Origin of the sequence: Kaistia sp. MMO-174 (genome assembly GCF_037147815.1) — a bacterium.
Lineage (GTDB): Bacteria > Pseudomonadota > Alphaproteobacteria > Rhizobiales > Kaistiaceae > Kaistia > Kaistia nematophila.
In genome coordinates this window covers 201806-215093 of the sequence record NZ_JBBCUO010000001.1, presented here as the reverse complement: position 1 = coordinate 215093, position 13288 = coordinate 201806, and the positions used below count along the sequence as shown (strand labels likewise).

Sequence of the window (13288 nt, the reverse complement as noted above, 5' to 3'; positions counted from 1 at the left end):
GTCGGGGTGAGGGTGTTCCTCAATCGATATGGAAGACTTCTTCCATGCCGGCCCACCACTCGCCTTCCTTGCGGGTCTCGAGCGGCTTCTGCAGCGGCATGCAGACCGACCACCATTCCTGCGTCGTCGGATCCTCGGCCATCTTGGCGCTGTCGGCGGCGAAGTCGGTGCCGTGATATTCGAAATAGGCGAAGAGCAGGTTTTCCGGCTCCTTCAGGTAGATCGAATAGTTCCTGATGTTGCAGTCGGCGATCTTGGCGAGCACGCCCGGCCAGACGGCGGCGTGCAGGCGCTTGTATTCCTCGATCGCCCCGTCCTGCAGGCCGATGACATTTCCCATGCGCTGCATGTGATCTTCTCCCCTGTCCGTTGTTTTAAGCTCGGCTGCCAAGCTTCTCCGATCGTCATCCCTGCGCAAGCGAGGATCCGTTCCAGCCCCGGCAGACGGCGGCTGCATGGATCCCGGATCTACGCTTCGCTTCGCCCGGGATGACGGCGGAGGGCTCGAAATCAATCCAGCCGATAGATCCGCTCGGCGTTGCGGTGCAGCAGGCCGGCCTTCTCGTCGTCGCTGGCGCCCTTGATGATCTCATGCGTTGCGGCGACCCAGCGGCCGAGATCGGCCGTCAGCGTGCAGACAGGCCAGTCCGAGCCCCAGACCACGCGGTTCCAGCCGAAGGCGCCGATCGTGTGCTCGACGAAGGGACGCAGGTCGTCCACGGTCCAGTTGACCGGGTCGCCATAGGCGATGACGCCGGAGATCTTGGCGGCGACGTTCGGCAGTTCCGCGATCGCCGACATGTTCGTGCGCCAGGGCTCGAACGCCTTGTCCTTGACGTTGGGGACGCCGCAATGATCGACGACGAACTGCACGTCCGGCGCCGCTTTGGCGATGGCGATCGCGATCGGGATCTGGTGCGGCAGCACACAGAAATCGAAGGTCAGCTGGTGCGCGGCGAGCCGCTTGATGTTGTCGGCGAAGATCGGGCGCTGACCCAGTTCGTCCGGCGACTGGTGCAGGATCCGGCGCAGGCCCTTGACCTTAGGGTTGGCGGCAAGGCGCTCCAGTTGGGCGGCGAACTCAGCGCTCTCTGGGCGGCAGGCGGCGATCGCGCCAATCACGCCCTGGCCGAGGCCGGTCACGAATGCAGTCTCCGGCTCGATATCCGCCTCGGCGACGTCGACCTCCATGTGGATCATGTCGGTGATGCCGGCGGCCTTCGCCTGCGGCAGGTAGTCCTCGATGGTGAAATTGCGGTTGAGCTTCGGTGCGCCGCCAAGCCAGGGGTAGGAAAACCGCTCCTGGTAGACCAGGTGCAGGTGGGTATCGATCATCCGCATGCGCATCTCCTCCGGCCGGACTTCTCGGATTCCGGTCCATTCATATGTGGGCTCATCATTCACGCCAAGCCGGCGCGTGGCAAGCTCGCCTGCCGGTCCCGCTACGGCGATCCTGCCTCGACGGCGCCGCGCCCCAGCACATGCGACAGGTCGCGGCTGGCGGCGAGCAGGATATCCATGGCCTCCTGCATGTTCGGCGCGTTCGGCCGATCGATGCGGGGCAGGAACGGACAGGTCAGCGCCGCCAGCGCGGTGTCGTTGGCGCCGAGCACGGGCACCGACAGGTTGTAGACCGACTGCGACTGGGCGCTCGGCGTCGATTCGAAGCCGCGCCGGCGGATCTGCGCCAGCCGCTCGTCGAGATTGTCCGGCCGCCCCTTGTCCTCGGCCTGCTCCTCGCGCTCGGCCTCCATCATCGTCCGCTCCTCGGGCGTCGCGAAGGCGAGCAGCACATGGCCGGAGCCGGTGTTGTAGAGACTGACCCGCGCGCCGACGCGAATCGAATAACTCCAATAGCTTGGCGCATCCATCTGGGCGACGACGACGACCCGGCCGCGGTCGTAGATGGCGAGGTGGCAGGCCTGCTCCGAATCGCGCGAGAACTGCCGCATCACCGGCAGCGCCTGGCTGACGAGCCGGCGCACGGGGGCGTGCTGATGGGCGAGCGCGAACAGCCGCAGCGTCAGTTCATAGCGGTCGCCATGCACGCGCGCGACGTAGCTGCGCCGCACGAGACGGTCGAGCATGCGGTAGATCTCGTTCGGCGAACGGTTCAACGCCTTGGCGATTTCGGCCTGCGTCATGCTCTCGTCGGTGGCCGCGAGCAGTTCAAGAATGTCGAGCCCCTTGTCGAGGGCGGGTGCGCGATATCGGTCGTTCGCGTCGTCGAGCATGGTTCGCCTCCCCATGGGCCAGCGGCCCGGCCCCGACAAGTTAGACATTGACTCGATCCAGTCAATTTCGCTTATATACGAATGCTCCATTCAGTAGTGGAGAATGCGACAGGCCTCAAACCAAAGCGGTTCGGGCGCCTTCTGGGAGGAATTCGACACATGAATTTTATGCGCGGCATCAAGGCCGCTCTTTTTTCGTGCGCGGCTCTTGGCGCGCTGACCGCAGTCGCTTCGGCTGAAGACGCTGCCAATTGGGGCTCCTTCCCCGGCTATACGCTGAAGGTGAAGCTCGTCGGCGGCACGCAGTACGAGAAGCTCTACACGCGCATTCCCGAATGGGAGAAGGCGACCGGCGCCAAGGTCGAGATCGTCTCGTCGAAGAACCATTTCGAGCTCGACCGCGAGATCAAGCAGGACATCGCTTCCGGCACGATCACCTGGTGCGTCGGCTCCAACCACACCAGCTTCGCGCCGCAGTACGGTGATCTCTACGTCGACCTGAAGACGCTGATCCCGCAGGCGACGCTGGACGAATACGTCCCCGGCACGCTGGCTGCCTCGATGGTCGACGGCCGCCTCGTGCAGCTGCCCCGCGTCACCGACGTCTCGAACCTCTACTATCAGAAAGAGCTGTACGAGAACGCCGACAACAAGGCGAAGTACAAGGAGAAGTTCGGCACCGAGCTCGCTCCGCCGAAGACCTTCGACGAGCTGAAGCAGCAGATCATCTTCTTCGCCAGCCCGCCGAACCTCTACGGCACGGCTTTCGCCGGCAAGGACGAGGGCATGACCGGCCGGTTCATGGAGATCGTGCGCGCCAATGGCGGCGACATGTTCGACGAGAACTGGAAGCCGATCTTCAACTCGCAGGCCGGCGTCGACGCCCTGCAGTGGTTCATCGACATCTACAACGCCAAGGCCGTCCCGGCCGGCACGGTGAACTATACCTGGGACGACATCGGCCAGGCCTTCGCCGCCGGCACCCTCGCCGTCGACCTCGACTGGCCCGGCTTCGCCGCCTTCTACAACGACCCGGCCAAGTCCAAGGTCGCCGGCAAGGTCGGCTTCGCCCTGTCGCCGGTCGGCACCGCCGGCAAGCGCGGCGGCTGGTCCGGCTCGCACTCCTTCTCGATCACCCAGGCCTGCGACAACAAGGAAGCCGCGGCCAGCCTGATCACCTTCCTGACCGACTACGATTCGGAAATGCTCGAAGCCCGCGCCGGCAACCTGCCGACCCGGACCAAGGCGTTCACCGACGTCGTCGAGGAGTTCAAGAAGGGCGACACGCCTTACATGGCCGAGATGTTCGCGGTCTGGGAAAAGTCCCTCGCCGAAGCCCGCACGCCGCCGCTGATCCCCCAGTGGATCGAAGTGTCGAACGTGATCTGGCCGGAACTGCAGGCCGCCATCGTCGGCCAGAAGACCGCCCAGGAGGCGCTCGATACCGCCGCCAAGAAGGCGACGCAGATCATGGAAGACGCCGGCGTCCTCCAGTAGACCCTGACTGACCCAAATGAACCTCGCCCGCTCGCGGGCGAGGTTTTGTTTCAGGGCGCGCCGTCGTGGCTGCTCCCGCCGCCCAGAACTCCCCGAGCGGAGAGCGGGCACAGAAGACCCGGACCTCGCGGTCCCGCCCGTTCAACGGCTCACGGAATCCTTCCATGCGTTTCTTCCGAAGCCGGCTCTCGCCTCCTCTCCTGCTGTTGATGCCGGCCTTCGTCATCATCGCGCTGGTGGTGGCGCTGCCGCTCCTGTTCTCGCTCTATACGAGCTTCACGGGCTACCGCCTGGTGCAGCCCGCCTCGCTCTGGCAGTGGGTCGGCTGGCGCAACTACCAGCGCCTGCTCACCGACGTCGACTTCTGGTGGGCCTTCGGCCGCACGGTGGTGTTCCTGACGGTCGCGCTCAATCTGGAACTGGTGATCGGCCTCGGCATCGCTCTCCTGATCGACAAGCTGACCGCCGGCCAGCGCATCATCCGGACCATCATGATGTTCCCGATGATGTTCTCGCCGATCCTCGTCGGCTTCCAGTTCAAGTACATCTTCAACGACAATGTCGGCCTGGTGAACAACGCCATCCAGTCGCTCGGCTGGTCGGACGTGACGATCCCGTGGCTGGTCAATCCGGTCACCGCCAACCTCGCCATCCTGATGGCCGAGGTCTGGATGTCGACGCCAATTTTCGCGATCCTGCTGCTGGCGGGCCTGATGGCCATGCCGCGCGATCCGATCGAGGCGGCCAAGGTGGACGGCTGCAATCCGTGGCAGGTCTTCCGCCACATCACGCTGCCCTACCTGATGCCCTTCGTCTACATCGCCATGGCCATCCGCTCGCTCGACGTGGCGCGCGCCTATGACATGGTCAAGATCATTACCAATGGCGGCCCGGCCGGACGCACGGAGCTGCTGTGGACGCTGATCGCCCGCACCGGCTACCAGGACGCCCGCATGGGCATGGCCAACGCCATGTCCTACGCCTCAATCCTGCTGTCGGTCTATTTCACCGTCTATTTCTTCCGCAAGCTCGCCGCCGCGCGACGCACCATGGGCGGGGTGGCTTGATATGGAACGCTCCTGGCAGCGCTGGCTGATCCGTTTCGCCGTGTTCATCGTCATGGCGATCATCTGCATCCCTGGTCTATGGATCGTGATGACGGCCTTCCGCGACAACGTCGAGGTGATGGCCCGTCCCCCGGTCTGGATCCCCGAACGCTGGACGCTCGACAATTTCCGCGCGATCCTCGGCCTGTCCGAGAACCAGCAGGGCATTCCCGTCGCCCGCTACTTCCTGAACTCGGTCATCATCTCGGTGACGAGCACCGTGCTCGCCGTGCTGATCGGCATGATGGGCGGCTACGCCTTCGCCCGCTACCGCTTCAAGGGCAAGAACGTCGCCTTCCTGTGGCTGATGCTGTCGCGCACGGTGCCGGGCATCTCGCTGTCGCTGCCGGTCTTCATGATCTGGAGCCGCGTCGGCCTGATCGACACCGATTTCGGCGTCATCCTGGTCTATCTGGCGCTCAACATCCCGTTCACGATCTGGCTGATCGACGGCTTCTTCCGGCAGATCCCGCTGTCTCTCTCGGAGGCCGCCCAGGTTGACGGCTGCACCCGCTGGCAGGCGTTCTGGAAGATCGAGTTCCCGCTCGCCAAGTCGGGCATCGCCTCGGCCGGCATCTTCGCCTTCCTCACCTCCTGGAACGAGTTCGCCCTCGCTTCCCAGCTCACCCGGACCACGGCGTCGAAGACGCTGCCGGTCGGGCTGATGGATTTCACCGCACAGTTCACGGTCGACTGGACCGGCATGTGCGCCATGGCCGTGATCATCATCGTGCCGGCGCTCCTGCTGACCTTCATCGTGCAGAAACATCTGATCGCCGGTCTCACCTTCGGCGGCGTCAAGGGATAATTTGATATGGCCGAGGTCAAGCTTCAGAAGCTCGTCAAGAAATACGGCAATGTCGGCGTCGTGCACGGCATTGACCTGACGATCGCCCACAATGAGTTCGTCGTGCTGGTCGGCCCGTCCGGCTGCGGCAAGTCGACCACGCTGCGCATGATCGCCGGCCTGGAGGACATCTCCGGCGGCACGATCTCGATCGGCGACCGCGTCGTGAACGACCTGCCGCCGCGCGCGCGCAACATCTCGATGGTGTTCCAGAACTACGCGCTCTATCCGCACATGACGGTCAAGGAGAACCTCGGGTTCTCGCTGAAGATCGCCAAGCAGGATCCGGCGACGATCGAGCAGCGCGTGGCGGAAGCCGCCGAGATCCTCGGCCTGACGCCGCTGCTGGCGCGCACGCCGGGCGAGCTCTCGGGCGGCCAGCGCCAGCGAGTCGCCATGGGCCGCGCCATCGTGCGCCACCCGGACGTCTTCCTGTTCGACGAGCCGCTTTCCAACCTCGACGCCAAGCTGCGCGGCCAGATGCGCGTCGAGATCAAGAAGCTGCACCAGAAGGTCAAGACGACCATCGTCTACGTCACGCACGACCAGGTCGAGGCGATGACGCTGGCCGACCGCATCGTCATCATGAAGGATGGCCACATCGAGCAGGTCGGCACGCCGGCCGAGGTGTTCGAGCAGCCGAAGAACACCTTCGTCGCCTCCTTCATCGGCTCGCCGCCGATGAACCTGCTCGACGCGACCACCGCGACCGAAGGCGGCCGCAAGGTGGCGAAGCTCTCCGACGGCGTGACGCTGGCCCTGCCCGCCGCCGCCGCGGCGAAGGTCACGGACGGCCAGGCGATCACCGTCGGCTTCCGCGCCGAGGCGTTCTCGCCGGTCGGCTACGGCCTTTATGGCGACAATGAAGTGGCGACGATCGAGCGCACGGTCATCCTGCCGGAGCCGCTCGGCACCGAGACCTTGCTTTACACCGAGCTCGGCGGCAAGGAAGTCCAGGGCAAGATGCTCAACCCCCGCTTCGTCAAGCCGGGCGAGCAGCTGACCTTCAATCTCGACCTCTCGCGCCTGCATGTCTTCGACAAGGCATCGGGCAAGAGCGTGCTGGTCTGAAAAGAGAGTTCAGGGGGAGACAATGGCAAAGATCGTTCGCGTCGAAGGACTGATGGTCGACCTGAAGCCGAAGGTGAAGCGGGTCGATGCGATCCAGTCCTTCGTCAGCCAGGAAACGCCGATCATCCGCATCACCGATGCCGATGGCGCGGTCGGCACCGGCTACAGCTACACGATCGGCACCGGCGGCCCGGCGATCATGTCGCTGATCGAGAAGACGCTGGCTCCTGCCCTGATCGGCCGCGAGGCCGGCATGATCGAGCAGATCTGGCGCGACCTGCTGTTCCTCACGCACGCCACCTCCGTCGGCGCCATCACCTCGCTGGCGCTCGCCGCCATCGACACGGCGCTCTGGGACCTGAAGGCGCGCAAGGCCGACCTGCCGGTGCATATCCTCGCCGGCGGCGCGCAGGAGAAGATCCGCCTCTACACCACCGAAGGCGGCTGGCTGCATCTGCCGGTCGAGTCGATCATCGAGGACACGCTGCGCGCCAAGGCGAACGGCTTCGGCGGCGCCAAGATGAAGGTCGGCCGGCCGATCCATGAGGACGTCGCCCGCTTGAACGCCGTGCGCGAGGCCGTCGGCCCCGGCTTCGAGCTCTTCACCGACGCCAACCAGGCCTTCTCGGTCGACGAGGCGATCCGCCGCGCGCGCCACTACGAGGCGGCCGACATCGGCTGGCTCGAGGAGCCGCTGACCGCCGACGACGTCGACGGCCATATCCGCCTGTCGGAATCGACCTCGATCCCGATCGCGGTCGGCGAGAGCCTCTATTCGAGCCTGCATTTCCGCGACTACCTGCAGCGCCGCGCCTGCTCGGTCGTCCAGGTCGACGTCGCCCGCATCGGCGGCATCACGCCCTGACTCAAGGTCGCGCACCTGGCGGAGACGTTCAACGTCGTCGTCTGCCCGCACTTCCTTATGGAACTGCATGTTGCGCTCTGCGCCGCCGTGCCGAATGCGCGCTGGGTCGAATACATCCCGCAATTGGACAGCCTGACGACAAAGGGCATGACGATCGCGGACGGATATGCCATTCCGAGCGCCGAGGCCGGTCTCGGCATCGCCTGGGATTTCGACGCCATCGGCCGCCAGACGGTCGAAGGATCGAATTTCCAGACCACCTGATCTGAAGACGAACCAAAGGGACGGACGACAATGGGCGGCAAGCTCGCAGGCAAGGTCGCGCTGGTCACGGCAGCGGCACAGGGTATCGGACGCGCGATCGCGGAACAGGCTGCGGCCGAAGGCGCCACCGTCTGGGCCACCGATATCAACGAGACGGCGCTGGCGGAACTGAACGGCGTCGACGGCATTACCACGCGCAAGCTGAACGTGCTGTCGAACGACGACGTCAAGGCGCTGATCGCCGAGATCGGCACCATCGACGTGCTGTTCAACTGCGCCGGCATCGTGCATGCGGGCGCGCTGGAGCAGGCGACGGAAGCCGATCTCGACTTCGCCTACGACCTCAACGTCAAGTCGATGTGGCGCACCATCTCGGCCGCCCTGCCCGGCATGCTGGCGCAGAAGGACGGCTCGATCGTCAACATCTGCTCCGTCGCCGGCTCGATCAAGGGCGTGCCGAACCGCTTCGCCTATGGCGTCACCAAGGCGGCCACCGTCGGCCTGACCAAGTCGATCGCCGCCGACTACGTCACCAAGGGCATCCGCTGCAACGGCATCTGCCCCGGCACGGTCGAGAGCCCGTCGCTGCAGCAGCGCCTGCGCGACCAGGGCGACTACGAGGCCGCCCGCGCCGCCTTCATCGCCCGCCAGCCGATCGGCCGCATCGGCCAGCCGAGCGAGATCGCCGACCTCGCCATCTACCTGGCGACGGCGACCTACACCACCGGCCAGATGCACATCATCGACGGCGGCTGGGTCAACTAAGACCCAAGTCCCTCACCCTACCCTCTCCCGCAAGCGGGAGAGGGACGCTATCGACCAGCACTGCGGTCCGTTGATACGCCGGCCGAAAAGCCCTCGCCCGCTTGCGGGAGAGGGTTGGGTGAGGGTCTTCCTCAACCCGCGATGCGCAGGATCATCATGATCGTCGAGCAGTACTTCGAAGACTACGAAATCGGCTTTACCCGCCGCACCATGGGCCGCACGATCACCGAGGCCGATATCGTCATCCACGCCGGCCAGACGGGCGATTTCTTCCCGCACCACATGGACGCGGAATGGTGCGCGACGCAGGACTTCAAGCAGCGCGTCGCCCATGGCACGCTGATCCTGTCGGTGGCGGTCGGCATGACGGCGACGACGATCAACCCGCACGCCATGTCCTATGGCTATGACAAGGTGCGGTTCGTGAAGCCCGTCTTCATCAACGACACCATCACCGTCGAGGCGAAGATCGTCGACAAGCGCGACCATCCGAAGCGCGCCAGCCACGGCATCGTCTCCGAGCTCGTCACCGTCACCAAGCAGACCGGCGAGACGGTTCTTGCCTGCGAGCACATCTATCTCGTCGCCCGCAAGACCATGACGGCCTGACACAAACCGACGATCCCTTTGGGAACCAGAGTCCGCTCACCACGTTGACCCTCCATCAATTCGAGATCATGGAGGAAAACGATGGAACATACCCACGTTAGCAGCTCGCTGATCGGCGCCGCCAAGGTTGATGGCACCGCCGTCTACAATACCGCCGGCGATCGTCTCGGCGATATTCATGACATCATGATCGACAAGCAGACCGGACGGGTCGCCTATGCGATCATGTCCTTTGGCGGGTTCCTCGGCCTGGGCGAGAAATACCATCCGCTGCCGTGGAATACGCTGAAATACGATACGCGACAGGGCGGCTATGTCGTCGGCCTGACCAAGGAACAGCTGGAGGGCGGCCCCGCCTATGACGAAGGCGACGAACCGGCCTGGGGCGACCGCGACTATGAAAAGCGGGTCCACGACTATTACGGCATCCCGCCCTACTGGATGATGTGACCGGCCTTCCTTAGCCGGAATAGGAAAGGCCCCGGATCGCTCCGGGGCCCTTTTTTTTGCCTACACCTTCGATGAGGCGCGAAGCCTCAGAGGGTGATCTGCAGCTTCACGTCGTTCGGGTTGGCCGAGGCGGCGCGCTCGAAGGCAGCGATCGACTGCTCGAAGTCATAGGTGCCAGTGATCAGCGGCACCAGGTTGACCTTGCCCGACGCGATCAGCGCCAGGGCACGGTCGAAGACATTGGCGTAGCGGAACACTGTCTCCATCTTCACTTCCTTGGCCGAGGCCGAGACGATGTCGAGCGCGATCGGCTCGACCGGCAGGCCGACGAAGACGATGGTGCCGCCGGGACGGACATAGTTGAAGATGCCGTCATAGGCGCGCGGGCTGCCCGAGGCCTCGAACACGATGTCGACGCCCCAGTTCTCCGTCTCCTCGGCGATCTTCGCCTTCAGGTCCGTCTCGCGGATGTTGACCGGGATGACGCCGTCATATTGGCCGGCGATGGCGAGCTTCTCGTTCACCAGGTCGGAGATGTAGACGCGGCTGCAGCCGCCCGCGAGGGCGGCGAGCGCTGCCATGATGCCGATCGGACCGGCGCCGATCACCAGCGCCGTGTCGCCGGGAATGATCTTGGCCTTGGTCGCCGCCTGCATGCCGATGGCGAACGGCTCGACCATGGCCCCTTCCGCAAACGAGACATTGTCCGGCAGCTTGTAGGTGAAGGCGGCGGGGAAGACGACTTCCGGCGTCAGGCAGCCATGCACCGGCGGCGTCGCCCAGAAGGTGACGCTCGGATCGACATTGTAAATGCCGAGCTTCGAGGCCTTCGACGTCAGGTCGGGAATGCCGGGCTCCATGCAGACGCGGTCGCCGACCTTAAGGTTCTTCACCTCGGAGCCGATCTCGAGAACCGTACCCGAGGCCTCGTGGCCGAGCACCATCGGCTCCTTGACGATGAACGGGCCAATCGCGCCATGGGTATAATAGTGCACGTCCGAGCCGCAGACGCCGACCGTGTGGATGGCGATGCGAACGTCGCGCGGACCGACCTCGAGCGGGAGGTCGATATCGCGGAGCGAGAGCTTCAGCTTTTCTTCAAGAACGAGGGCACGCATGGCGGCGGATCCAGATTGGCGTCGGGATTGTCGTTTTAGCCGAGGGGCGCCCCTCACGCTACGAGTCCGATGTCGCGGACATCACACTTCTTTGCAGGCCGGCCGCGCCTAGCCCTCTCCGTCCACCACCTGGAAACCGGCCCAGAACGGATCGCGGTCGTCGACGAAGATGGTGTTGTAGCCGGTGACGCGCGCCCAGCCCTCGATCGTCGGAATGATCGCCGGCTTGCCGCCGACGGTGGTCTGGCGGGCAACGCGGCCGGTGAAGGTCGACCCGATGATGCTCTCATGCACGAAGGCCTCGCCCTCCTGCAGCCGGCCGGTCGCGAAGAGTTGTGCGACCCTCGCCGACGTGCCGGTGCCGCAGGGCGAGCGGTCGATCGCCTTGTCGCCATAGAAGACGGCGTTGCGCGCCGATGAGCCCGGGTTCTTCGGCTTGCCCGTCCAGAGCACGTGCGTGAGCCTGTTCAGCGCCGGGTTTTCCGGATGCACGATCTGGTGCCGCGCATTGAATGCGGCGCGAAGCTTCGGCGACAGCCGCACGATGTCGGAGGGTTCGAGATCGGACAGGTCGGCGTAGTTCGATTGCGCCTCGACGATCGCATAGAAATTGCCGCCATAGGCGACGTCGACGGTCAACGCGCCGATGCCCTCGACATCGACCTCATAGCCGCGGCCAAGCAGGAAGGACGGAACATTGGTCAGCGTCACGCTGTCGACATAGGGACCGTTCTGGACATAACGCGCCTCGACCAGGCCGGCCGGCGTCTCGAGCCGGAGCAGGCCGGGCGTCTTCGGCGTCACGAGCCCATGCTCGATGATCGTCGTCACCGTGCCGATCGTGCCATGGCCGCACATGGGCAGGCAGCCAGAGGTCTCGATGAACAGGATCGCGACGTCGTAATCGTCGCTCGACGGCGGATAGAGGATCGAGCCCGACATCATGTCGTGGCCGCGCGGTTCGAAGCAGAGCGACTTCCGGATCCAGTCGAACTCGGCCAGGAAATGCTGGCGCTTGTCGAACATGGTGGCGCCCTTGAGCACCGGGATCGAGCCGCCGGTGACGACGCGGACGGGATTGCCGCAGGTGTGGCCGTCGATGCAGACGAAGGTATGGCGAGCCATGCTCAGAACCTCTTGGCGAAGCGCTCGGGTGAATAGGGAGTGAGGTCGATATCCGGCCGCCGATCGGCCAGGAGAGCGGCGACCAGTTCGGCCGTCGCCGCCGCCTGGGTCAGGCCATGATGGGCGTGGCCGAAGGCGTAGACGATGCGAGGATCGCGCGGCGCGCGGCCGATGACCGGCAGCGAATCCGGGGTCGACGGCCGAAACCCCATCCAGCGGGTGCCGCCGGAAAGATCCGCCTCCGGCAGGAAGCGCCGCAACCGGCCGAGAATGGCATCGACGCGCCTGAAATTGGGCGCCGCCGCGAGCCCCGCGAACTCGACGCTGCCACCGACGCGGTCGCCGGTGTCGAGCGGCGTGGTGACGAAGCCCTCGCCCTCGAACATTACAGGCCGGGTCAGGCCGAGCCGTCCCGAGGGCAGCGTGACGTTGTAGCCGCGCTCCGTGTCGAGCGGGACGCTGTCGCCGAGCGAGGCGGCCAGCGGCTTCGACCAGGCGCCGGTCGCGACGACGATGCGATCATACTCCGCCAGCGTGTCGAAAGAGGTACGGAGGGTGACTTTGTCGCCGCCGGCGCGCACATCGACGACCTCGAACCTGCGCAATTCGGCGCCGCGATCCAGCGCCGCCTGCGCCAGTGCGCGGGTGAAATCGAGCGGATCGGAGACATGGCAGCCGGTCGGATAGAGCGCTCCGGCGACGGCGCGCGGTCCGAGCGCCGGCTCCAGCCTGCGCAGGTCTGCCGCGTCGAGCGTCTCGACCGCGATGCCGAGGCCGCGCTGGCGCTCGAAGAGGGGCTGCGCCGCGCGATAGCCGCCGGCATCGGCCCAGACCGAGAGCAGCCCCCTTTCGCGCAGATGATGGCCGAGGCCGACCGCCTGCAACCGCTTCCGCCAGGCCGGCAGGGCCAGGCCGTTCAGGGTGGCGATCGCCTGGGTCGAGGCCTCGATGCGGGACGGGCGGCTCGCGCTGACGAAGCGGGCGAGCCAGGGCGTCAGCGCCGGCAGGTAGGACGGCCGGATCGCCAGCGGCCCGAGCGGGTCGAGCGCCCAGCGCGGCAAATGGCGCCAGGCCTTGGGCGAGGCGAGCGGCAGGATGTCGAGATGCGCGATCCAGCCGGCATTGCCGGCCGAGGTGCCCGCCGCGATGCCCTCGCGGTCGATCAGGTCGACGACATGGCCGTCGTCGAGCAGCGCATGGGCGGTGGCGACCCCGACGATCCCCGCCCCGACAATTCCAACCCGCATGCGCTCCCCGCCCTTTCCAGTCCGCAACGATCCTTCATGCCCCGCCGGGCAAAGCCGAGGCAAGGCCCGCGGCTCGCCCTCTCCTGCCCG

13 protein-coding genes and 1 pseudogene are annotated in these 13288 nt (G+C 65.5%); 8 read left to right on the top strand and 6 right to left on the bottom strand.

Annotation, left to right across the window (positions count from 1 at the left end; genetic code table 11):
* Positions 1-19: 19 nt before the first annotated feature.
* From WFK98_RS00845 to WFK98_RS00835, 3 genes are all read right to left on the bottom strand, one after another.
* Positions 20-349: an L-rhamnose mutarotase gene (locus WFK98_RS00845; protein WP_266340584.1), complete on the bottom strand. Its 330-nt coding sequence runs from the start codon at positions 347-349 to the stop codon at positions 20-22.
* A 161-nt stretch (positions 350-510) separates the two neighbouring features.
* The gene (locus WFK98_RS00840; protein ID WP_336798956.1) at positions 511-1341 is read right to left on the bottom strand and encodes an amidohydrolase family protein; all 831 of its coding nucleotides are present in this window, start codon (positions 1339-1341) and stop codon (positions 511-513) included.
* Between the two features lie 101 nt (positions 1342-1442).
* Entirely contained in the window at positions 1443-2234 is a 792-nt protein-coding gene (locus WFK98_RS00835; RefSeq protein ID WP_266340586.1) for an IclR family transcriptional regulator, read from the bottom strand.
* Positions 2235-2402: 168 nt separating this feature from the next.
* Between WFK98_RS00835 and WFK98_RS00830 the strand changes: the two genes are divergently transcribed.
* The 8 genes and pseudogenes from WFK98_RS00830 to WFK98_RS00795 all read left to right on the top strand — a co-directional run bounded on the left by WFK98_RS00830 (position 2403) and on the right by WFK98_RS00795 (position 9708).
* Positions 2403-3731, top strand: a complete 1329-nt coding sequence (locus tag WFK98_RS00830; protein WP_266340695.1) for an extracellular solute-binding protein — start codon at positions 2403-2405, stop codon at positions 3729-3731.
* A gap of 164 nt (positions 3732-3895) precedes the next feature.
* On the top strand, positions 3896-4798 hold the full coding sequence (locus WFK98_RS00825; RefSeq protein WP_336798955.1) for a carbohydrate ABC transporter permease: 903 nt from the start codon (positions 3896-3898) through the stop codon (positions 4796-4798).
* Position 4799: 1 nt separating this feature from the next.
* Positions 4800-5645 (top strand): carbohydrate ABC transporter permease, encoded by an 846-nt coding sequence (locus tag WFK98_RS00820; protein WP_266340588.1) that lies wholly within the window; start codon positions 4800-4802, stop codon positions 5643-5645.
* 6 nt (positions 5646-5651) lie between these two features.
* On the top strand, positions 5652-6755 hold the full coding sequence (locus WFK98_RS00815; protein WP_266340589.1) for an ABC transporter ATP-binding protein: 1104 nt from the start codon (positions 5652-5654) through the stop codon (positions 6753-6755).
* Between the two features lie 22 nt (positions 6756-6777).
* Positions 6778-7884, top strand: a pseudogene (locus WFK98_RS00810) (mandelate racemase/muconate lactonizing enzyme family protein).
* Between the two features lie 30 nt (positions 7885-7914).
* On the top strand, positions 7915-8649 hold the full coding sequence (locus WFK98_RS00805) for an SDR family oxidoreductase (protein ID WP_266340591.1): 735 nt from the start codon (positions 7915-7917) through the stop codon (positions 8647-8649).
* A 156-nt stretch (positions 8650-8805) separates the two neighbouring features.
* Positions 8806-9258, top strand: coding sequence for a MaoC family dehydratase (locus tag WFK98_RS00800; protein ID WP_336798954.1), 453 nt, complete (start codon positions 8806-8808; stop codon positions 9256-9258).
* Between the two features lie 81 nt (positions 9259-9339).
* Entirely contained in the window at positions 9340-9708 is a 369-nt protein-coding gene (locus tag WFK98_RS00795; RefSeq protein ID WP_266340593.1) for a PRC-barrel domain-containing protein, read from the top strand.
* Between the two features lie 86 nt (positions 9709-9794).
* Here the strand turns inward: WFK98_RS00795 and WFK98_RS00790 are convergent, their stop codons facing one another.
* The 3 genes from WFK98_RS00790 to WFK98_RS00780 all read right to left on the bottom strand — a co-directional run bounded on the left by WFK98_RS00790 (position 9795) and on the right by WFK98_RS00780 (position 13198).
* A complete protein-coding gene (locus tag WFK98_RS00790; protein WP_336798953.1) occupies positions 9795-10826 on the bottom strand; it encodes an NAD(P)-dependent alcohol dehydrogenase in 1032 nt (343 codons plus the stop codon).
* Between the two features lie 108 nt (positions 10827-10934).
* The gene (locus tag WFK98_RS00785) at positions 10935-11951 is read right to left on the bottom strand and encodes a 4-hydroxyproline epimerase (RefSeq protein ID WP_336798952.1); all 1017 of its coding nucleotides are present in this window, start codon (positions 11949-11951) and stop codon (positions 10935-10937) included.
* Between the two features lie 2 nt (positions 11952-11953).
* Positions 11954-13198: an NAD(P)/FAD-dependent oxidoreductase gene (locus WFK98_RS00780; protein ID WP_336798951.1), complete on the bottom strand. Its 1245-nt coding sequence runs from the start codon at positions 13196-13198 to the stop codon at positions 11954-11956.
* Positions 13199-13288: the final 90 nt, after the last annotated feature.